Raw genomic sequence first — 21,719 nt, forward strand, 5'->3', positions numbered from 1 at the left:
GTTAACCTAAATTAAAGGTCAGGCGTTAACATACATTAGAGGTCATGAGACATGGTAGAGGAAACAATATTACAAATCGAAGCTAATATCGATAATATGAATCCTGAACTGTATTCATATATTATAGAAGAACTTTTAAATTTGGGCGCTCAAGATGCATGGCTCGTCCCCATTATTATGAAAAAAGGACGTCCTGCAGTCACCCTTTTCGTACTTTGTAAAGAGTCGCTCTTTAAGATCATAGAGCGGTTTTTATTTACCCATACTACAACGATTGGGTTTCGTTATTTTCCAGTGAATCGTAAAGTCCTTGAACGAAGTTTTGATACGATTTCCTATGAAGGTCATATAATTCATATTAAGACTTCCTATTATAATGAGCAATGCGTTAATCAAACCTTGGAGTATGAAGATTTACTTACAGCCTCAAAAGCCCTTAATAAGCCCGTTAAATGGTTAGAAAAAGAAATATGGGCAAAATATAATTTAAAAAACACTATATACTGTGAGTAGACATATGTTACAATTAAATATAACTTCAAAGTGTGAGAGTATATAGAAAAGAGATAAAAATATGATTCGATTAATTGTTAATGCAGATGATTTTGGTCTCCATGAAGAAGTGAATAAAGGTATTATTCGTGGTCATAAGGAAGGTATTATTACAAGTACCTCTTTATTGGCTAATGGACTGGATTTTGATGGTGCTGTATTAGCAGCTAAAAGTCTACCTGACTTAGGGATTGGTGTTCACACCGCCTTAGTGGGGGGCTTGCCACCGCTTAGTGATCCAGAAAAGGTTCCGTCTTTATTGGAGAACGGAAAATTGTTGGAATCCTATCCAGCATTTGTAAAAAAGGCAGTAACAGGACAGATTAATTTTCAAGAAGTATATGCTGAATTAGATTTACAGTTTGAAAAAATTATGTCCAGTGGCCTAAATATTACCCATGCAGATGGACATCAACATCTTCATGTGTTGCCACAGATTACGCCTATTATGGTGACTTTGTTAAAGAAGTATGGCATCAAGAAAATGCGCATTCCTGCAGAGAATACGTTTTTCTTAAATGGTCTTACAAAATGGGGCCGTTTCGCCGGAAAGGTAGGGCTTGCTGAAGTAGCAAATCAGGCCTATACGTTTACAAGTCGCAATGGCATTTGGTCGCCTCGTTACTTCTGGGGCATGATGAGTGGTGGTCATTTAAATGAAGAGCGATTGTTAGAAATTCTAGGTCGCATTGCCACAACAAGGGGCAGTCATGAGATTATGACGCATCCAGGTGCCAAAGATTCAGTTCTTGAGCAGCAGTTCCACTGGGGCTATCATTGGGAGAGTGAGTTGTTCTCCATGTGTTCGCCTACAGTTAAGCAGTTCATTGATGTTCACCAAATTCAACTCATGAATTATGGAGAGTGTGAATGAATAAACTAATAAAACGTGGCATAGTATTAGCCAGCGTATTGTTAGTTATATCAGGGCTGACAATTTATTTTACAATCGATATGGAATCGTTGCGCACCCTAAATACCTTCAATGTATCGTCTTTGCTACTAGCCTTTATGGCTTTAGCCATTGGCATGTACTTTGATGGTAAGCGCCTGCAACGTTTAGTTAAAATGGGTGGCTACAGACTATCTATTAAAGCAATTTTGCGGGTCATTTTTGGCAATTATTTTATGGCCATGTTGACCCCTGGTGCTAGTGGTGGGGCTATTGCTCAAATGTTGATATTGAAGAGTTATGGCGTGCCCATTATGAAGGGGGCTCCTATCGTATTAGTGCGCACCGTATTTTCCATATTTTTCTTGATTGTTATGCTGCCATTTATATTTTTGAATGAGTCCATAACAATTCCCTATATTTCAAATGAGACCTTGCTACAAATATCCTTACTTATGGTTATTTGTACGATTGTGGGACTGTATGTACTGCGCACTCGTTTGATGAAACAATTGGTTTTATGGGGAGCTGGTAAATTAAAAAAAGGTAGCCCTAAATTATGGCTTGCTAAATTAAGTGAAGTAAATGATGGTTTAGGACTACTGTATGCTAAGCCATTTCAGTCACTCATTGTATTTGTTGAGTCCGGACTGAGCTTATTGTTTCTATATGGTATTGCGCCTGCTTTGATGTGGGCTTTTACTACTGAATTACCGATTGTTGATATACTCAATCGGATGATTTTATTAAATTTAATATTGTATTTTGCACCCACACCAGGAGGTACTGGTGTAGCAGAAGGTTTATTTATCTATTTATTTACGGATTTTCTCCCTGTTGGTACAGTTGGACTTGTAGCAGTGGGCTGGCGCATTGTGGCAGAGTATGTGCCCTTTTTTATTGGCATGTATTCGGTGTTTACACTATATGGTCATCGCTTTTTATCAGGTACTATAGAAAATCCAAAAGACAATTAAGGAGGCAAACAAATTGGCTAAACTAAAGAAAGACAAATTTTATTTGGTACAAGAAGACATTCTTCCTGAAGCGATTAAAAAGACGATTAAAGTAAAAGAAATTTTAAAATTAGGTGAAGCAAAAACAATTAATGAAGCAGTAGAACGTATGGATTTAAGCCGTTCAGCTTACTATAAATACAAAGATTATGTATTCCCATTCTATGAAATCGCCCAAGGCAAAATCGTGTCCATTACCATTTCCATGTCCAATGAATCAGGCATGCTTTCCAATATTTTAAAAGCTATTGCTGAAAGTAATGGTAGTATTTTAACAATTAACCAAGATATTCCACTTCAAGGCATTGCCAATGTAACAATCGCTTTTGAAACTAAGGATTTATCTGGCTCTTTAGAAGATTTATTGGATAGCATTCGTTCGATTCGTGGCATCTTAAAAGTTGAAATTTTAGGTCAAGCCTAATTTGGGATTATGTAGTTTGAGATATAAAGAGTTGTTGAGTGAGGGAACATAATGGAGCAAGTTAATATAGCTTTATTAGGCTTTGGCACTGTAGGGCGTGGTACTTATGAACTCTTGGTTAAGAACCAAGAGCTCATTGCCAATCGTTCTGGTGTAGCCATCAAAGTGAAGCGCATTTTTGTGCGCAATGTAGAAAAACATAAGGACTATCAATTAAATGAAGGCACTAGCTTTACTACTAATTTTGATGATATTTTAACAGATGAATCAATCCATATTGTGGTGGAAGTCATGGGGGGCACTGATTTTGCAGCTCAATGTGTAGAACAAGCGCTAATGGCCGGTAAGAATGTGGCTACAGCTAATAAAGATTTATTGGCTGATCGTGGTCCGTACTTGCTCGATTTGGCCGCTAAGAACAAAGTTGACTTACGCTATGAAGCCAGTGTGTTAGGCGGCGTTCCTATTATTCGTACTTTGTACGAATCCTTAGGAGGCAATAAGATTACAGAAATTATAGGCATTTTAAATGGTACGACCAACTTTATTTTGTCCAATATGACGGAAAAAGGAGCTGGCTACGAAGAAGTATTAAAAGAGGCACAAGCTCTTGGCTTTGCTGAAGCAGATCCTACGTCTGATGTAGAGGGGTATGATGCAGCACGAAAATTAGCCATTTTGTCATCTATTGCCTTTAACCGAAAACTCTTTTTTGACGATGTGACAGTAGAAGGGATTACTCGTATTGATGCTACCGATATTGCCTTTGGCAAAGAGTTTGGCTATACCATTAAACTCTTAGGGATTGCTAAGGAGACTAAAAAAGGTTTATCTCTCAATGTGCACCCCGCTTTTATAGACAATCAGCATCCACTTGCATCTGTGCGTGGGTCGTATAATGCTCTATATGTAAAAGGAAATGGCATTGATGATGCCATGTTTTATGGTCGCGGTGCCGGCAGCTTGCCTACGGGGAGCTCTGTGGTGAGTGATATTATGGAGATTGCCAAAAATGTAGTAGCTCATAAAACCGGGCAACTTATTTCCTATTATTATGCAGATAAAAATTTATATGCACCAGGAAAAATTGAATCGTCTTACTATATTCGCTTATTAGTAGATAATAATACAGGTGTATTAGCTAAGGTGGCTTCAAAATTAGCGGAGCAACGCATTTCTGTACAATCAGTAATCCAACGCAATGAAAGTGAACAGGCCGCAACGTTAGCGATTGTTACATCTGTCTGTCCACAGGCCTATATTATGAATGTTATTAATGCCTTCAAGAATTTACGCGTTGTTCGTGAAGTTGGTAGTGTTATTCGTATTATGGCTGAGTAGGAGGAACTATGAAGAAATTAGTAGTTCAAGTGCCTGCTACCAGTGCGAATTGTGGACCAGGCTTTGATTGTTTAGGTTTGGCCTTAAAGCTATATAATACATTTACCTTCACGTATGATGAAGAGGCGACGCACAATACGTATTCTTTTTCTGGATTTGATGCAGAACTATTGGAGCAAGAAGATCAAAGCCAAAACTTGGTTGGTAGGGCCATGGCTTTTGTATTTGAAGCAGCCCAGGAAGCGCCTAAGTTTGGCCATATAGGGAGTCATTCTGATATTCCACCATCTCGTGGCTTAGGTAGTAGCTCCACAGCGATAGTGGCAGGTCTCATGTTAGCCAATGGTTTAGTAACAAAGCCCTTAAATCGTGAAGAACTTCTGGTATTGGCAAATAAAATTGAAGGACATCCTGATAATGTGGCACCAGCGCTGTTAGGCAATTTAGTATGTGCTGTTAATCATGAAACGGGTTTACTTCATACGACCATACCATTGCTAGACGAATTGGTGTTTGCCGTTGCTGTTCCAGATGTGGCAGTAGCTACTGAATATGCGCGCAGTGTATTGCCTAAAGAAATTACTCATACAAAGGCGAGTACTAATGTAAGTCATGCCACGTTATTTGTTACGGCTTTATTGCAACATAAATTAGAGTATTTAAATATAGCTCTAGAGGACTATTTGCATGTGCCTTATCGAAAGACCTTAATTCCTCATTGTGAAGAAGTATTTGCCGAAGCTTTACAAAAAGGTGCTTATGGTGCTACTATCAGCGGTTCAGGATCAACTTTAATCGCATATTGTCCAAAGGAACAAGCACAGGCTGTAGCAGACGCTATGAAGTCTGTTTTTGAAACAGCGGGCATTGCCTGCAAGGCCTATGTGTTAAGGGCTGATACAGCAGGGGCAATATATATATAAAATTGCAAAACTTTCTTAATTACGATATAATTAGATATATAGATATTATAAATGATTTCGGGGTATACTTTCTCGAAATCATTTGTCTTTATCAAAAGACTTATGTACTACGGGACGTAGCTCAGCTTGGTAGAGCGCTACCTTGGGGTGGTAGAGGTCGCAAGTTCAAATCTTGTCGTTCCGACCATGTAAGATGGTTTATTAATTGAGTCGTTTTTAAGAAAGAGGAAAAAATCTGAATGAATAATGTAAAAACAGCTGTTTTATTAGCATTGATGACAGGGTTGTTGATGGTTATTGGTCAGCTCGTGGCTGGTCGCACAGGGCTGCTTACAATGTTTGTTATTTCCATGGCTATGAATGTAATTAGTTATTGGAATAGTGATAAAATTGTGCTTAGTATGTACAAGGCACAACCAGTAGATCAATCAAATAATCCCACACTGTACAATATGGTAGGCCGTTTAGCTCAAAATGGTGGTTTACCTATGCCTAAGGTATATATAATCGATTCCAATGTACCAAATGCTTTTGCTACGGGGCGTAATCCGGAGCATGGGGCTGTGGCAGTTACAACAGGGATTATGGATTTGCTTACAGATGATGAAATTGAAGGCGTACTAGCCCATGAATTGACTCATATTAAGCATCGTGATACGTTAATTAGTACTATTGCTGCTACTTTAGCTGGTGTTATTACGATGATTGCTAATATGATGCAAATGTTTGCTATCTTTGGTCGTAGTGATGACCGCGAAGGTGGTAGCAATCCGATAGTTATGTTAGCAACGATTATTTTAGCACCTATTGCAGCGGCCCTTATCCAAATGGCCATATCCCGTTCCCGTGAGTATTTAGCAGATGAAGGGGGCGCTATGATGAGTGGTAAGCCTTTATCCCTTGCATCAGCACTAGCTAAAATTGATTACTACTCAAAATATGGAGCTTTACCAGCTGGTACAAGCCAAATGGAAACAACTTCTCATATGTTTATTATCAATCCACTTAGCCATTTAAAAGGTGGCATGAGCAATTTATTTAGTACCCATCCTAGTACGGAATCTCGTATTGAACAATTAAAACAAATTGCCACGCGCATGCCAGTGCGATCTTAATAATGAGAGCCCAAGCCATGCTTGGGCTTTTCTTTTTGGGGTGAATAAAATATAAATTAAGATTTTATTGAATTTAATAGTAGATTCGAGGTGCTTTTATGACTAAAATTTATACTAAAACAGGTGATGCAGGGCTTACCTCATTAGGAACTGGGGAACGCATTAAAAAGTCGTCTTTACGTGTAGACTCTTATGGCACGATTGATGAATTACAGGCTGTATTAGGCCTGTGTCGAGCCTTTGCGAAGCATGAAGATTGTAAGACTTATGTATATGAGATAGAACGTGATTTATGGTTACTCATGGCTGATGTGGCTAGCTTAGGTCAAGCGCCTATGATAAGTGAAGAACATATTACGAAGTTAGAGCGAATCATAGATCGTTATGATGAGATATTACCGCCATTAACGGTTTTTATCGTACCAGGTGGCAATGAAAGCTCTGCTTTTTTCCATCAAGCTCGGACCCTAGTGCGACGTGCTGAACGGGCACTTTGGCGTTTAAAGGATAGCGGGGAAGAAGTACATGATGTAAATGTAAGATATTTGAATCGCTTATCTGATTGTTGTTATATGCTGGCTCGTGTTGAAGAAGAGTTATAAGTGAAAAAAGCTATGTTACTACTCAGGTGAGCAGTAACATAGCTTTTATTCTTCATAAAGTATATCGTGTGGGCTAGGATAAAAGAAATATATCGTGTTAATATGGTATTGGAACTTTTCGCGAAGCTTGGCGGCAAAAATAGTTTCAAAATCTAATAGTTCATCGCTTTTAATGGAACTATCTTCTACAAGCACATGAAGTTCGGGGTCTACATGAGGCGCATTGTCTGGCAATTGATCAGGATTTAAGGGAATTGATACTATGACACGACTGGTACATATATAATTATTAGTTTCGTCATAGGCTACTATGCGATATGTATTTTCCCATAAAGTAGCCAGCACTTGGAGTGATAAATTGAGCATAGACTTTCCTTTCAAGATTTGAGTAATTGGATAGGATCCATAAAGTTTGATGCACTTAGTTAAATCGACTTAGTCGAATAGAGTAAATTAAATCACTTCAGTGAGATGAACTAAGTCAAATTGGTTAAACAAGATGAACTAAGTATAACGTTTTCATAGAGAGTAGTAAATAGATTAATTTTACGGACAGTAATCAATAGATTAATTTTTCATAAAAGAAAATTCAAGATATAATAGATACGATATGATAGAAAGAGTTTATAAAAGTTAGGTGACTATGAGTTCAAAAATTATTCTTTGTACAGGCGGCGCTCGCAGTGGAAAGAGCGAATTTGCCGAAGCCTTAGCCAATCAAATAGCTATACATGAGGAGCTACCCGAATATACACATAAGGGGATTGCCGAACAGGTGCATAAGAGTGTACCCGAACAGACCCATGAGGGAGTTCCCGAGCATACACATAGGGGAACACTGGAACAGACTAGCCTTGTAAAAGGCGGTCATAAAGTGTATGTAGCAACGGGTCAGGCCTTTGATGAGGAAATGGTAGACCGCATCAAAAAACATAAAGTACGACGTGGAGAATCCTGGACTACTTTTGAGCTACCACATATGTTACAGGACCAATGGTCTAATGTATTAGCTGCACCAGGTCAAGTTATACTCGTAGATTGTCTAACTATGTATGTGACAAATGCTCTCTTGCGAATGCCTTCTATGGAGTCGGTTGATTTAGAGTCTGTGACGAAGGAATTATGTGACGACTTAGAGTGTATTATAGAGAAAACCCATAAGGCCAATAAGACGCTTATTTTCGTTACCAATGAAGTGGGGCAAGGCATTGTTCCTGATAATGCGTTAAGCCGTCATTTTAGGGACATATCCGGTATAATTAATCAAAGGGTAGCAGCTCTAGCAGATGAAGTATATTTAACAGTCAGTGGTATTACTATAGAAATTAAAGCCCGCCAGGTAAATGTAAATACATTAATTTAGCAATTAAATTAGTTGTACAATATTATTCATACTTCATAAAGTAAATTCATAGGATAGCATGATAAGATTGGCACAAAGATTTAGGCTAGGCTTAAGATAGATTTAAGATAGGCTTAATATAGCCTTAATATAGTCTTAATATAGGTTTAAGATAGATTTTTGATAGACTTAATATAGATTTTATATAGGAGGTAGACTGAATGGCAAAAAAAATTATGCTCCAAGGCACTAGTTCTAATGTAGGTAAGAGTGTATTGGCTACAGCCTTGTGTCGAATTTTTTATCAACAAGGCTATAAAACAAGTCCTTTTAAGGCTCAAAATATGGCACTCAATTCATATGTTACCTTGTGGGGCCATGAAATCGGTCGCGCGCAAGTGGCACAGGCTGAGGCCGCTGGGATTCCTCCTATGGTACAAATGAATCCGGTGTTGTTAAAACCAACCGGAAATCAGTCATCTCAAGTTGTTTTGATGGGCAAGCCAGTTGGTGTATATAGTGCTAAAGAGTATCATACAAAATACTCTTTAACAGCGCTCGATAAAGTAAAAGAAAGTCTTTTATATTTAGATGAACATTTTGAACGCATTGTTATTGAAGGCGCTGGAAGTCCGGCAGAAGTCAATTTAAAAGCTAATGATATTGTCAATATGAGAGTCGCTAAAATGGCAAATGTTCCGGTCTTATTGGTGGCTGATATTGATCGTGGTGGTGCTATTGCAGCTATTGTAGGCACCTTAGAGCTTCTAGAACCAGCAGAACGAGAGTTGGTTAAGGGGATTATTATTAATAAATTCCGCGGTGATATTAATTTGTTAACCCCCGCATTAGACTTTATTGAAGAAAAAACCGGTAAGAAAGTAGTCGGTGTCATTCCGGCTATTGAAAATCTAGATATTGATGAAGAGGATTCAGTAGCATTAGAAGGTCATAGTTATGTAAAAGACAAGGATCTGACTATTACGGTGATTCAAACGCCTAAAATTTCTAACTTTACTGATTTTGATGCACTGCGCTATGAACCTGATGTGGCCCTTCGTTTCGTAAAACCAGGCGAGCCCATTGGCCATAGTGATTTAATTATTTTGCCTGGCTCTAAAAATACCTTAGCTGATTTAGCCTATTTAAAAAATGCTGGCTATAAAGAAGAAATAGACGCACTCGTTAATAAAGGTGTACCTGTTATTGGTATTTGTGGGGGCTATCAAATGTTAGGCACTCAATTGCATGATCCTCAAGGTGTAGAAGGACCGGTAGCACAGATGGAGGGCTTAGGTTTATTGCCCATGATTACTACCATGACTGACCAAAAATTAACTCATCAAGTAAATTTTGACGCACCTGCCATAGACTTTTTAGGCGCTCGTTTTAGTGGCCACGCTATGAAAGGCTATGAAATTCACATGGGCCGTACTGAATTTATGGAAGAATTAGATCATCCATTTCATATAAAAACACGCAGCAATGAAATAGCAGACGAGTTAGATGGTGGGATTAGCAAATCACAGCGGATTATGGGCACTTATATTCACGGTGTATTTGATAATGACGCATTTCGTCATTTTATTTTAGACCAATTGCGCAAGGAAAAGGGCTTACCAATCATTCAGCGGACATTTAATTATTTTGACCATAAAGAAGCGGCCTATGACCGTTTGGCTCATATTGTGGCCGAGCATTTAGATTTAGATTATATTAATTCTTTATTTGAGGAGCCAGATGTATGGAATGGTTAATTAATAATTCCCATTATCTAATTCCATTATGGGCCTTTTTATTGGACTGCTTACTAGGTGATCCTCACACAAAATACCATCCTGTAGCACTTATAGGGCGCTGCATTGGGTATTATGAAAAACGGCTTTATAAGATTAAAGACACACCTAAGCAACAACTTTTCCATGGATTTTTGACTGTTGTACTAGTTATTTTTACAGTACTTATTATCGCCTTTTTATTGCAACTCATAGGAGGCACCTTAAATCCTTGGATAGGCTATGCAGTGGATGTGGTACTATTGTATATTGCTATTAGTCCGCGCAGTTTAGGTGGTGCGGGCTTAGAAATTGCTGATTTGTTACGTCAAAATAATATAGATAAAGCAAGACAACGTGTAAGTTATATTGTGGGGCGCAAAACGAGTGATTTAGATGAAGGTGAAATCACCCGTGCTACAGTTGAAACAGTGGCCGAAAATACCGTAGATGGCATTATAGCGCCGCTCCTGTTCTTTGCACTTTTTGGTAGCTTGGGAGCCATCTTTTACCGCACTGTTAATACACTAGATTCCATGCTTGGCTATAAAAATGAACGGTACTTGCTCTTTGGTCGAGTAGCTGCTCGCCTTGACGATGTGGCTAATTACATACCGGCACGGCTTACCTTTCTTTTATATGTACTTTCGGCGGCCATACTTCGGCACGATTGGAAGGCTGCTTTACATATAACATTTCGTGACGCTCATAAGCATCCCAGTCCCAATGGAGGTTATGCAGAAGCACCGGTGGCTGGGGCGCTGCATATTCGCTTGGGGGGCTATAATACATATGGTGAAATAACTAGTTTTAGAGCCTATATGGGAGACCCTAAGAACCCCTTGCGAGCCTATCATATTGTAAAAACAGTGGGTTTAATGTATATTTGTACTCTCTTAGGGATTGTTGTAAGTATGGTACTTTCAAAATTCGTATTAAGCTTATTTTAATAATTTCTATTTGAAGTCTAAGAAAGGATATATGCATGAATGCTTTTTTTGTGGGTTTGCAATTTTTAACCCGATTAAAATTAGTGAATCAAACGGAATGGAACATAGAAGATTTTGGAAAAAGCGTTGTGTACTTTCCTTTAGTAGGTGCTATCATTGGGGCTTTTCTAGTTGCCTTGTGGTATGTATTAAGTCCTTTAATACCAATCTCCCTATTAGGTCTAGGGCTTGTTATTTTTGAATTTCTTTTCACTGGTGGTCTGCATGCAGATGGCTTTATGGATACTTGTGATGGTCTGTTTTCTGGCCGTGATAAAGAGCGTAAATTAGCTATAATGAAGGATAGTCGTGTAGGCTCTAATGGAGTAGTGGGCTTTGTATTTTTAGTTCTATTAAAATGGCAGCTCTTAGTAGCCATGCCAAGTCAATACATATATGAATTGCTATTTATAATGCCCTTGCTAAGTCGTTATGGTTTAACCTTGAGCATTCGCCTATTCCCATATGCGCGACCAGAAGGTATGGGGAAAGCCTTTGCTATCTATTCCCCTAAATCCACTTTGTGGTGGGCCAGCTTTATGGCCCTCTTGCCAGTCGTATATTTTGGCTGGCATTACTTAATACTTTTTAGTGCTATGCTAGGTATTAATTTATGGTTGAATCATTTTATAACTAAGCAAATTGATGGTGTTACAGGTGATACCTACGGCTTTGTAGTCGAAACGAGTGAGGTTTTATTTATTTTACTAATGCTACTACTCATAGATAGTAGCAAGTATATTTTGCTTTAGGAGGCTCGGTGTGTTACATATTGTAAAATCACCAGGATCTTGTGGTGAACTTATACAGGGCGCCATTGATGGACAACATTTTTTAGTTACATGCCCTATTAACCGGTACTCCTATGCCCTGAGCGGGGAGCATTTAAGAGCTTCGCTAAGCAATGATAATTTAAGTGAGTGCTTACGCGCTTTTCTAAGCGATGGGCATTTAAGTGAACATTTAAATGGCATGTGCAGTCAATTAGAAGTAGGCCTTGCAGGACATGACATGATGTCATCTTTGTTACGAAGTAGGGCTTGGGAAGAAATGATATTGCGTCTAAAAAGTAAGCAGCTACCGAGGTTACAGCCTAAAGGAAATCAAATGATGCGCCTATTAGGATATGATAGTAAAATAGATGAGCAAATTATATGTGTTTCTGAATTACCTCAGGGCAAAGGTTTGGCCTCTAGTAGCGCTGATTTAAGCGCCATTGCTATGGCGGCCAGTTTATTGAAAGAGAAGGCATTATCTTATAAAGACTTAGAGCGTTTGTGCTTAATGGTTGAGCCCAGTGATGCGTCTTTTTATCCAGGGGTTGTACAATTTGACTATAAAAAGGGTACTATTACTAAAGAGTTAGGTTTACTACCACCATTACAATTATTAATTTTCGATAAAGGTGGCATGATTGATACAGTTCGTTTTAATGCACAAGTAGATTTAGAGTATAAAATTAAGCAAAAAGAAGAGGTCGTCTTAAACGCCTTGCAATTACTTGAGAAAGGTCTTCGCTTACAGGATTTACGGCGTATTGGGGAAGCCGCAACGCTAAGCGCGATAGCTAATCAAGAGATTTTATACAAACCAGAATTAAATGATTGTATAGGGCTAGCCGAAAAACTAGATAGCTATGGCATTGTCATTGCTCACAGTGGGACTGTATTGGCCTTTATGTTTGATCCTCAACGAAATCTTACGAGTGCAGTGGAGTTGATAGTAAAAAAATGTCCCACCTTGGCCTATTTTGATACAGTATACTCTACAAATGAAGGCCTTACGTATGATACAATAAATGATGTAAAGCGTTAACGTTAATCTAAGTTTGTAAGGAGGTAAAGAGCATGAGTAAGGCAATTCATGGAGGTAATATATATGAATTTGCTAAAGCCCATAATCTACCAATGGAGCAAATTTTAGATTTTAGCGCCAATATTAATCCCATAGGTATGAGTCCTATAGGCTTAGAGGCTATGACGAAGGCGCTTACACAGTGCATACATTATCCTGATATTCACAATGAAGAATTAATGACAGTAATAAGTGAGCGATTTAATTTACCCACATCGCAGATTGCTTTAGGCAATGGTGCATCAGAACTTTTATATGCACTCATGAAGGTTTTGCCATGTGAGACAGTGTATGTGCCAGCGCCTGGTTTTTCAGAATATACTAAGGCTGCTCAATGCTATGGGAAAACACTTCGTACGTATTCAATCGACTCCTTAGGTGGCCTGCAAAACGTATGGCCCTTACCTAATACACAAAATTTGAACATTGCCTATGATACGAAGCATACTAACCAACTACATGGCACAAAATATACTAGCCAACTACATGGCAGGAAATATACTAGCCAATTACATGGCGCGAAATATGCTAGTCCGCTAGATGATATAAAATCTATTAGCCCGCAAGATGGCACAGAACGTGATAAACTGCTATATAATAAGCACGATGCTAGATTGTTACAGGACGTGCCAGGTGCTCTATGTATCATAGGAAATCCTAACAATCCCGATGGCAGTTTAATTGATACGGTTCAGTTTAAAGAGTATGTAGCCCAAGCACAGGCAGCGGGCCTATATATATTAGTGGATGAATCATTTATAGAATTTACGGACGAAACACAGACTGTGCGGCAGTTATGTAAATCCTTTCCTAATTTATTAGTACTTCATTCGCTGACTAAATTTTATGCCGTTCCGGGGTTACGCTTAGGCGCTCTTTTTGGATCCGAAAAGGTAATTGATTTAATACAAGCTAGCTTACCTGCTTGGTCGGTAAATCGATTAGCTCAAGTCTATGGGGCACAGGCCTTGCAAGATACAGCCTATGTGAAAGAGAGCAAGGACTATGTAAAAGAAGAAAAACAACGATTTTATATGGCTTTACAAGAGTTTCCTTTTTTACAGGTAATTGAGCCATCAGTAAACTTTATATTACTGCGCTGGCTTCCCAAAGAGCCTACATTAGGAAATTTTATGGCCTATATGAATCGTCATCATATTATGCTGCGAAACTGTGAGGCCTATGAAGGCTTAGGTACAGGTTGGTTTCGCTTAGCGATTAAGAAAAAAGAAGAAAACAATGTATTACTTTCATATGTAAAGGAGTATGGTAATGAACACAATTTATTTAGTACGTCATGGACAGACTGATTGGAATAATCAAGGCTTATATCAAGGGCATACTAATGTGCCGCTTAATTCATTAGGTCTTAAACAAGCTAAAGCGGTAGCAGAAGTATTGAAACCAGTCCATTTTGATAGTATTATTGCTAGCGATTTAGATCGGGCCCGCATTACGGCAGAATATATTTACGAAGGTCGTAATGTATCTTTTAAAACAGATAAGCGCTTGCAAGAAATAAATTTCGGCGAATGGGAAGGTTTGACATATAATCAAATTGAAGAAAAATGGCCTAATGGTATTTTTACTATGTACCGTACGCCCGAAAGATTAAGTCTTCCTAAGGGGGAGACCTTTAAAGAAGTACAAACTCGAGCTTGGCATGCTGTAAGCGATGAAATGAATGAAGTTGGGGAAGATAAAACCATCTTGGTAGTAGCTCATGGTGGCACTAATCGCACAATAATTTGTAAGATTTTAAACTTACCACTTCATTATTCCTGGAATTTTAGCCAAGGCAATACATCGATTACTAAATTGCAGTATTTCGGTTCTGGCGAAGATGATCATAATATTTTAAATTTCTTGAATGATACAAAACATTTAGATACAATTAAGTAAAGATGGTGATTTTATCATCGAAAATTAGGGAATAGTAATTATGAACATAATTACTATTTTTTAATGGAATTGATTTTGCATTCACTATATGGCTCTATGGTGCATTTCATCATATTACAGGGCATTATAGAGACATGGACATTATATAAAGTAAGGGGATATAATGAGACTTCGTTTAGATAAATTTCTAGCACATAAAGCATTCGGCACTCGCAAGGAAGTGCATGGCCTCATTAAGCAGGGCATGGTGACAGTAAATGATGTGGTAGCAAAGAAAAAAGATCAAAGTATAAATACAGATACTGATGTGGTAGTTGTCAATGGACAAGTGGTTTCAACTCAAATGGTGTATTATGTGAAATTTAATAAACCAGCTGGTTATATTTGTGCTGCCTATGACCGATATGATGCGACGGTTATGGACATTTTGCCACCTGAGTATAAAACCTTAGAAGTGTATCCAGTGGGGCGTCTTGATAAAGATACAGAAGGCTTGCTCTTACTTACTAATGATGGTAATTGGGCCCATCGCATAATCAATGGTAAGAAGGACATTCCCAAAGTCTATTATGTGGAATACAAAGGTCAATTAAGTGATGAGGGACTTAAACGTATAACAGAAGGGCTCGTACTAGGTGATGGAACCCAGTGTAAGGCAGCTCATATTGAACTACTAGGACCAGTCATATCAGACGAGAGGGCAGTAGAAGATGTTGTGAGCAGTGAAATTTATAGTGCCAAATTAACTATTACGGAAGGAAAGTTTCATCAAGTAAAGCGCATGATTGGTGCCGCTGGTGGTGAAGTGGTGTATTTGAAGCGTTTATCTATTGGTTCTTTCACTTTGGAAGGAATTGAAGAAACCGGCGATTTTCTACTTTTAGACGCTAATGAAGTAGAAAGTATATAGGGGCACGCAAAGTAAATGAAGGTAAGACAGGTAAAAAGTAATAGTCAAAATCGTGTTTTTGTGGTATCATTAAATGAAAAATTTTTAAGTTAAGGGAGTCTTTTTATGAATGGGTTACGTCGTTTACAAGACTTTTTAAAAAATAAAAATTATGATGCTAGTATACTTATTAGTGAAACAAATCTGCGTTATTTTACAGGGTTTACAGGCACTACGGCGGTTGCTTTTGTTACACAAAATAAAGCATATCTAATTACTGATAGCCGCTATCGTATTCAAGCAACGAATCAATGTGAAGGCTATACCGTTATTCAATATGAAGATACTGTATGGGCCACCATAAAGCAGCTCATTGAAACCGAAGCACTATCCATTAAGATTTGTGTTATTGAAGGTGGCTATATGCCGGTGGATACCTATGAGAAGCTCAGTGCCGTGGTAAGTAATATTGAGCAGTTTAAATCTGAAAAATTTGCCTTATTACGCGCTGTGAAACGTGATGATGAGCTACTACTTATGCGTCACGCTGCTAAGATTGCAGATGAGGCCTTTGCGGCCATGCTACCTCAGTTAAAAGTGGGCATGACTGAAAATGAGGCACGCATTATTTTAGAAAAAGAAATGCTCTTGCGAGGCTCTGAAGAGGTGTCTTTTCAAACTATAGTGGCTTCTGGACATCGTTCCAATATGCCTCATGGAGTGGCATCAGATAAAGTAATTGAATCTGGTGATTTTGTTACCTTTGACTTTGGTGCTGTGTATAAGGGATATCATTCTGATATGACGCGCACAATCGTGATGGGGAAAGCATCAGATTTTCAAAAATATATTTACAATGTGGTCTTGCAGTCTCAGCTCAATGGCTTAAAGGCTGTAAAGGCAGGTATAAGCGGCAAAGAATTAGATGCCGCTTGTCGTCAAAATTTTCTTGACCAAGAGGATTTGAAAGACCTAATATATCAACATGGCACTGGTCATGGCGTGGGCCTTGATATTCATGAAGAGCCCGTAGCTTCTATAAAATCTGAATCTACATTAGAAGCTAACATGATTGTAACTATTGAACCAGGTATCTACTTAGAAGGCCAATATACTATTGGTGGTCTCACCGGTGGTGACTGTGGGCTTCGCATTGAAGATAGTGTTATTGTTACTGACGAGGGTTGTGAAATAATTACGCACACCTCGAAGGAATTAATAGAATTAGAAGGTTAAACGGAGGGATTTTAAATGATTTCTAGTAATGATTTTCGTCCGGGCGTAACGATTGAGCTCGATGGCAACGTGTGGCAGGTTGTTGACTTCCAACACGTAAAACCAGGTAAAGGAGCTGCGTTTGTTCGTTGTAAATTAAAAAACTTGCAAACTGGTGCAGTTGTAGAACGTACATTCAATGCTGGTGAAAAAGTGCCTAAAGCTCATGTTGATCGTCGTCGTATGCAATACTTATACGAAGCTGACGGAGCTTATACATTCATGGACAATGAAACATATGATCAAGTTGAATTAAATCTTGAACAATTAGGCGATGCTAAAAACTTCCTTTTAGAAAACATGGAAGTAAGCATTATGTTCTTCCAAGGTATTGTAATTGGTATTGATTTACCAGTAGCTGTAGAGCTTCGCGTTGTTGAAACTGACCCTGGTATTCGTGGCGATACTGCCACTGGTGGTAATAAACCAGCTAAATTAGAAACAGGTTACGTAGTTAAAGTACCTTTATTCATAGAAGTAGATGATGTACTTCGCATTGATACTCGTACTGGTCAATACATCGAACGTGCGTAATTAAATTTAAACCGGAAAGCATTTGTCTGTGACGCGCAATCGTTGTAGGCAAATGCTTTTATGCTTATGTGTGAAAGGCGGCGTACTATGAGTGAACAAAACTCTTTTTTTGATGGGGTAACTAAATTTAATGACAATATATATACAACTATTGCCTCCCTCAGAGCCTTAGAAGTAAGAGGTATTGAGTCCATGAGTACGACTGCTGGCGATGACATTGCTAATCTAGTGGGCATGAAAAATCAATGGGAAGGTATTCGTATTAAACATAATGAAGATAAAAGTATATCCATTGATTTGTATGTGGTAGTTCGCTATGGTTATCGCATTCCTGATGTAGCACTGCGTGTGCAAGAACATGTAAAATCAGGCATTGTTGATTTTACTGGAACACCGGTAGATTCTGTTAATATTTATGTACAAGATATTGTCTTCGATGAAATGTTTGCACCCGCTGGTGGCATGCCAGTTGGTGATGATGGAGGACGACGGTAATGAATCAGAATAAATCATTTTCAATGAATTCAGAACTAAAAGTGCAAGTGTCTGACGATGTTATTTTACAAATTGCCACGCAAATCATAGCCCAAGTGCCTGGCTATCATTCATTGAGCAGTAGTTTTTATCATGGCGTAGTGAATGGTATTGCTCGAAATTTTGGACAAAAAAATCTTCCTGGCATGAATGTTAAACATCGCAAGGAAGGCTTAGAAATTAATATTTATGTCAATGTATTATATGGTTATTCACTCGTCACTATGGCAGAGGAAATGCGTCAGCGCATTAAAGCGGAGTTGAAACGCATGCTTGATATACAAGATGTGAGAATTGACGTACATTTTGAACATGTTATTGGACCTGATCAGGTCGCAGAGGAGACTAAGAATGAAACAGAATCGTAATCGCCGCTTAGCAAGAGTCTATGCGTTTCAAAATTTATATGCTGCTGAATTTCATAAGGGAGAAGAGAGCATCGAGATTCCTATGGATGAATTTCCAGCCCTTGATTTAGCGTTTGCTCAAGCCATCATCGAAGGTACTACAGAACATAAATCTGCCATTGATGATATCTTACAAAGTCATTCACCAAAACGTAAAATTGCCCATTTAGGTGCTGTGGAGCGGAATGTACTTCGCATGGCTACATGGGAATTGATTTTTGCTGAAGAAAAGATTGATGGCCGTATTATTATTAATGAAGCCATTCAGCTGACTAAAGAATATGGTGCTGATAATAGCTATAAATTTGTTAATGCTGTACTTGATTCCATTAAACAGTCTGCGTTAAAAGCTGACACTGCTAAGGCTGAAGCAGTAAAAAGTGAAGTTGAAAAAACTGAAGCTTCAAAAAGTGAACTTACAAAGACTAATATGGCGGAAGTTAAAACCAATATTGAGGCGTAAGTAATGAAATCAGCATTTTTAGGCATTGATACAAGTTGCTATACTACGTCCTGTGCTTTAGTAGACGAAGCAGGGCAATTATTGGGCGAGCATAGAAAACTGCTCGTCGTTAAGCCAGGTCGCCGTGGCTTGCAACAATCGGAGATGGTGTTTCAACATACGAGAGCCCTTCCTGATTTAATTAAGGAATTGCCCCAGGATTATGAGCTTAAGGGGATTGGCGTCAGTGCTTTTCCGCGGCGTGAAGAAAATTCCTATATGCCGGCTTTTCTAGTTGGTCATGGAGCAGCACGCAATTTAGGGCATATGATGAAATTGCCAGTGTATGAATTTTCCCATCAAGAAAATCATATTTTAGCAGCCTTTCGTGAAATGGGGCAGGTACTGCAAGAGCCCTTTTACAGTTTACATGTGTCTGGTGGCACTACGGAATTACTGTATTGCACACCTCAAAAGACAGGTTTTTTCAGGGCAGAATTAATTAGTGGCGCCATTGATTTACATGGGGGGCAATTTGTAGATCGCATCGGTGTAGCCTTGGGACTTCCATTTCCAGCAGGACCTTATTTAGAGCAATTAGTACGAGCTGCTTATCCAAAGGCCATGTCTTGGGAATCGGCTAAACGGGAAGCTATGCGTGAAGGTGCCTATCGTCCCTTACCAGTAGCGGTAAAAGCAGGACAAATGAGCTTTGGTGGTCCTTGCAGTGAAGCACAGCGCCGCTGGGATCGTGGTGAGTACTCACCGAGTACTATGGGTTTAGCTGTATTTCAGTGTATTTGCCAATCCATACGCAAGTTTTTGGCTTATTATCAACAGCAAAGGCCAGCTGCTCACCTTATCGCTGTAGGAGGCGTTATGTCGAACTTTTATTTGCGTCAAGCCTTGCTCGATTATGGCTACCATGAAGGCGTAACATTACATTTTGCGAGCCCTAAATACAGTTCTGATAATGCCACTGGTGTGGCCTATGGTGCCAGTTTATTGCATGCCATGACTTAGAATAATATATTATAATGACAATTTATTTTATATAGCCTTCGTGGGGCAACAAGTAATACCTGCTTATTGGGCAGGTATTGTTTCATATTATCTTCTTTTTGATCGAGGTGTTTGAATGGACGTATTTTCTGTTACTCGCCTATGTGGGCTGGTAAAGCGTACATTAGAGCGAGAGTATTTATTAAAGAACTGCTATGTAGGTGGCACCATATCGAATTTGAAACGTCATAGTACAGGGCATTATTATTTCTCTATTAAAGATGATGATGCCTCCATTGATGTGGCTTTATGGTCTAGTACAGCGCAAAAAAAAGGACTCGTAGGGGCTTTAGAAAATGGTCTATTTGTGACCATGCGTGCGTCTATTAATTTCTATGAAAAAACAGGCAGATTGAGCCTTATTTGTAATGATTTAGAAATAGGGCAAAAAAGCCCCTATCAATTAGCTTATGAAGCGTTAAAAAAAGAATTGACTGCCTTAGGGTATTTTGATGAAGGACATAAACAAGTACTACCAGAAATGCCCACTTGTATAGGTTTAGTTACGTCGGAGTCCGGTGCTGTATTACATGATATATTACATGTGGCGCAGCAGCGTAATCCATTTGTACAATTCAAATTATTTCCTGTTCCCGTGCAAGGTGAAAAAGCAGGCCCTATGATAGCAAAAGGTATTGCAAAAGCAGACGCTGATAAAGCAGTAGAGCTTATTATTGTAGGTCGTGGGGGCGGCTCCATGGAAGATTTGTGGTGCTTTAATGATCGCAGTGTAGTAGAGGCTGTTTATCACTGCAAAACTCCCATTGTATCAGCTGTAGGTCATGAAACTGATTATACACTTTGTGATTTTGCTGCTGATGTACGTGGTGCTACGCCTAGTCATGCAGCGGAGTTAACCGTATTTCCAGTGGTCAATTTACTCCGCCGTTTAGAAGAAAAGCAGGAGTATTTACATCATGTCATGGCCCGTACGTTAGAGGTAAAAAAGCAAGAATTGCAAGCTTTATTTAATCGCAAATTAGGTATACCAGCGTTAACCTTGATTCACAAAGAGCGCAGCAAAATCGATGAATTAAAACATAAATTAGAAAGCAATGAAAAATCTCAAATACAGCGGAAAGAAAATAAATTAGCTTTGTTAGCGAAACAATTAGATTTATTAAATCCCTTACATCTACTAGTAAAAGGATATAGTAAGGTTGAAGTAAAAGGACAAAGTGTGCGCTCCGTAAAAGAGGTAAGTAAAGGTGACACTTTGTGCATTACCCTACAAGATGGACAGGTAGAAGCCACTGTTGAAGATATACATTAGGAAATGGAGAACATATCATGGCAAATACATTAAAGAATTACGAAAAGAAATACGCCGCACTAGAAGAAATTGTTAAAAATTTAGACGAGAATGAATTATCCATTAGCGATTTGTTAGGTCAATATAAAAAAGGCTTAACCTTAGTAAAAGAGTGTTCTGACATGTTACAAAGCGTTGAATCAGAAGTAAAACAAATTATTGATGAAGTGCGCATTGGTGAATAACAGTATTCCTAGCTCACACTGGGGGCGCAAAATAGTAATTGCCTAATACATGGATGGCAGTAGTAATTAGCTAATATAGAAAATAATAATTGGCCAGTGAAATATACAAAGTTATGAATTTTGTATAAATTTTGTATATTATGAGTAAAATTTTTTGTATAAACTGAATAAGGTAGTGTATAATAATTATATTAGTGTAGTCTTCTCTCAGGTCCATAAACGAGCTTATGGTAAGAAAATTTTAAAATAATTTTAGACATGTTGGCGGGGGAAAATAATCTCGCCTGGGCCTGATAGATTATACAATTTAAATTTTGTGTTTATGTTTATATATGCGTATATTCGTGCATAG

The 21,719-nt window shown here is 38.5% G+C and carries 25 protein-coding genes and 1 tRNA gene; 25 read left to right on the forward strand and 1 reads right to left on the reverse strand.

Features of this window, described 5'->3' with window-relative positions; all coding sequences use genetic code 11:
• Window positions 1-51: 51 nt before the first annotated feature.
• The 9 genes from larC to Q0376_RS05720 all read left to right on the forward strand — a co-directional run bounded on the left by larC (window position 52) and on the right by Q0376_RS05720 (window position 6,865).
• The gene (gene larC, locus Q0376_RS05680; RefSeq protein ID WP_298705088.1) at window positions 52-513 is read left to right on the forward strand and encodes a nickel insertion protein; all 462 of its coding nucleotides are present in this window, start codon (window positions 52-54) and stop codon (window positions 511-513) included.
• 61 nt (window positions 514-574) lie between these two features.
• On the forward strand, window positions 575-1,426 hold the full coding sequence (locus Q0376_RS05685) for a ChbG/HpnK family deacetylase (protein WP_298705090.1): 852 nt from the start codon (window positions 575-577) through the stop codon (window positions 1,424-1,426).
• Entirely contained in the window at window positions 1,423-2,421 is a 999-nt protein-coding gene (locus Q0376_RS05690) for a lysylphosphatidylglycerol synthase transmembrane domain-containing protein (RefSeq protein WP_298705092.1), read from the forward strand. Before Q0376_RS05685 ends, Q0376_RS05690 begins: the two co-directional genes overlap by 4 nt.
• Window positions 2,422-2,434: 13 nt before the next feature.
• On the forward strand, window positions 2,435-2,884 hold the full coding sequence (locus tag Q0376_RS05695; RefSeq protein WP_298705094.1) for an ACT domain-containing protein: 450 nt from the start codon (window positions 2,435-2,437) through the stop codon (window positions 2,882-2,884).
• Window positions 2,885-2,935: 51 nt separating this feature from the next.
• Window positions 2,936-4,225: a homoserine dehydrogenase gene (locus tag Q0376_RS05700; protein ID WP_298705096.1), complete on the forward strand. Its 1,290-nt coding sequence runs from the start codon at window positions 2,936-2,938 to the stop codon at window positions 4,223-4,225.
• Between the two features lie 8 nt (window positions 4,226-4,233).
• Complete coding sequence (thrB, locus tag Q0376_RS05705; protein WP_298705098.1) at window positions 4,234-5,148, forward strand: homoserine kinase; 915 nt, start codon at window positions 4,234-4,236, stop codon at window positions 5,146-5,148.
• Between the two features lie 110 nt (window positions 5,149-5,258).
• Window positions 5,259-5,335 (forward strand) — tRNA-Pro (locus Q0376_RS05710).
• A 52-nt stretch (window positions 5,336-5,387) separates the two neighbouring features.
• Window positions 5,388-6,263 (forward strand): zinc metalloprotease HtpX, encoded by an 876-nt coding sequence (gene htpX, locus Q0376_RS05715; RefSeq protein ID WP_298705100.1) that lies wholly within the window; start codon window positions 5,388-5,390, stop codon window positions 6,261-6,263.
• A 98-nt stretch (window positions 6,264-6,361) separates the two neighbouring features.
• Window positions 6,362-6,865, forward strand: a complete 504-nt coding sequence (locus Q0376_RS05720) for a cob(I)yrinic acid a,c-diamide adenosyltransferase (protein WP_298705102.1) — start codon at window positions 6,362-6,364, stop codon at window positions 6,863-6,865.
• Window positions 6,866-6,910: 45 nt separating this feature from the next.
• Here the strand turns inward: Q0376_RS05720 and Q0376_RS05725 are convergent, their stop codons facing one another.
• Window positions 6,911-7,231 (reverse strand): hypothetical protein, encoded by a 321-nt coding sequence (locus tag Q0376_RS05725; RefSeq protein ID WP_298705104.1) that lies wholly within the window; start codon window positions 7,229-7,231, stop codon window positions 6,911-6,913.
• Window positions 7,232-7,508: 277 nt separating this feature from the next.
• Here Q0376_RS05725 and Q0376_RS05730 point away from each other — a divergent pair, with 277 nt between their 5' ends.
• The 16 genes from Q0376_RS05730 (at window position 7,509) to xseB (ending at window position 21,367) form a co-directional block, all read left to right on the forward strand.
• Window positions 7,509-8,228 carry a bifunctional adenosylcobinamide kinase/adenosylcobinamide-phosphate guanylyltransferase gene (locus Q0376_RS05730; protein WP_298705106.1) on the forward strand — a complete coding sequence of 240 codons (720 nt, stop codon included), beginning with the start codon at window positions 7,509-7,511 and terminating at the stop codon, window positions 8,226-8,228.
• Window positions 8,229-8,428: 200 nt separating this feature from the next.
• Window positions 8,429-9,964, forward strand: a complete 1,536-nt coding sequence (locus Q0376_RS05735) for a cobyric acid synthase (protein WP_298705108.1) — start codon at window positions 8,429-8,431, stop codon at window positions 9,962-9,964.
• Window positions 9,952-10,932, forward strand: coding sequence for an adenosylcobinamide-phosphate synthase CbiB (cbiB, locus tag Q0376_RS05740; protein ID WP_298705110.1), 981 nt, complete (start codon window positions 9,952-9,954; stop codon window positions 10,930-10,932). The genes Q0376_RS05735 and cbiB overlap by 13 nt, the downstream gene beginning before the upstream one ends.
• A 35-nt stretch (window positions 10,933-10,967) precedes the next feature.
• Window positions 10,968-11,723, forward strand: coding sequence for an adenosylcobinamide-GDP ribazoletransferase (gene cobS, locus Q0376_RS05745; protein ID WP_298705112.1), 756 nt, complete (start codon window positions 10,968-10,970; stop codon window positions 11,721-11,723).
• A 10-nt stretch (window positions 11,724-11,733) separates the two neighbouring features.
• Window positions 11,734-12,786, forward strand: a complete 1,053-nt coding sequence (locus Q0376_RS05750; protein WP_298705114.1) for a GHMP kinase — start codon at window positions 11,734-11,736, stop codon at window positions 12,784-12,786.
• Window positions 12,787-12,818: 32 nt separating this feature from the next.
• Complete coding sequence (locus Q0376_RS05755; protein WP_298705116.1) at window positions 12,819-14,135, forward strand: histidinol-phosphate transaminase; 1,317 nt, start codon at window positions 12,819-12,821, stop codon at window positions 14,133-14,135.
• A complete protein-coding gene (gene cobC / locus Q0376_RS05760) occupies window positions 14,098-14,727 on the forward strand; it encodes an alpha-ribazole phosphatase (protein WP_298705119.1) in 630 nt (209 codons plus the stop codon). The genes Q0376_RS05755 and cobC overlap by 38 nt, the downstream gene beginning before the upstream one ends.
• A 163-nt stretch (window positions 14,728-14,890) precedes the next feature.
• Window positions 14,891-15,637: a pseudouridine synthase gene (locus Q0376_RS05765; protein WP_298705122.1), complete on the forward strand. Its 747-nt coding sequence runs from the start codon at window positions 14,891-14,893 to the stop codon at window positions 15,635-15,637.
• A gap of 105 nt (window positions 15,638-15,742) precedes the next feature.
• Window positions 15,743-16,852 carry a Xaa-Pro peptidase family protein gene (locus Q0376_RS05770; protein WP_298705124.1) on the forward strand — a complete coding sequence of 370 codons (1,110 nt, stop codon included), beginning with the start codon at window positions 15,743-15,745 and terminating at the stop codon, window positions 16,850-16,852.
• Window positions 16,853-16,867: 15 nt separating this feature from the next.
• Window positions 16,868-17,425 carry an elongation factor P gene (gene efp, locus Q0376_RS05775; protein WP_298705127.1) on the forward strand — a complete coding sequence of 186 codons (558 nt, stop codon included), beginning with the start codon at window positions 16,868-16,870 and terminating at the stop codon, window positions 17,423-17,425.
• 87 nt (window positions 17,426-17,512) lie between these two features.
• A complete protein-coding gene (locus Q0376_RS05780) occupies window positions 17,513-17,920 on the forward strand; it encodes an Asp23/Gls24 family envelope stress response protein (protein WP_298705129.1) in 408 nt (135 codons plus the stop codon).
• Window positions 17,920-18,327, forward strand: coding sequence for an Asp23/Gls24 family envelope stress response protein (locus Q0376_RS05785; RefSeq protein WP_298705130.1), 408 nt, complete (start codon window positions 17,920-17,922; stop codon window positions 18,325-18,327). The genes Q0376_RS05780 and Q0376_RS05785 overlap by 1 nt, the downstream gene beginning before the upstream one ends.
• On the forward strand, window positions 18,311-18,829 hold the full coding sequence (gene nusB, locus Q0376_RS05790; RefSeq protein WP_298705132.1) for a transcription antitermination factor NusB: 519 nt from the start codon (window positions 18,311-18,313) through the stop codon (window positions 18,827-18,829). The genes Q0376_RS05785 and nusB overlap by 17 nt, the downstream gene beginning before the upstream one ends.
• 3 nt (window positions 18,830-18,832) lie before the next feature.
• The gene (locus Q0376_RS05795; protein WP_298705134.1) at window positions 18,833-19,831 is read left to right on the forward strand and encodes a metallohydrolase; all 999 of its coding nucleotides are present in this window, start codon (window positions 18,833-18,835) and stop codon (window positions 19,829-19,831) included.
• A gap of 115 nt (window positions 19,832-19,946) precedes the next feature.
• Window positions 19,947-21,143, forward strand: coding sequence for an exodeoxyribonuclease VII large subunit (gene xseA, locus Q0376_RS05800; RefSeq protein WP_298705136.1), 1,197 nt, complete (start codon window positions 19,947-19,949; stop codon window positions 21,141-21,143).
• A gap of 17 nt (window positions 21,144-21,160) precedes the next feature.
• The gene (xseB, locus tag Q0376_RS05805; RefSeq protein ID WP_298705138.1) at window positions 21,161-21,367 is read left to right on the forward strand and encodes an exodeoxyribonuclease VII small subunit; all 207 of its coding nucleotides are present in this window, start codon (window positions 21,161-21,163) and stop codon (window positions 21,365-21,367) included.
• The last annotated feature ends 352 nt before the right edge of the window (window positions 21,368-21,719 follow it).

It is taken from the genome of uncultured Veillonella sp. (assembly GCF_937981445.1).
Taxonomy (GTDB): Bacteria; Bacillota; Negativicutes; order Veillonellales; family Veillonellaceae; genus Veillonella_A.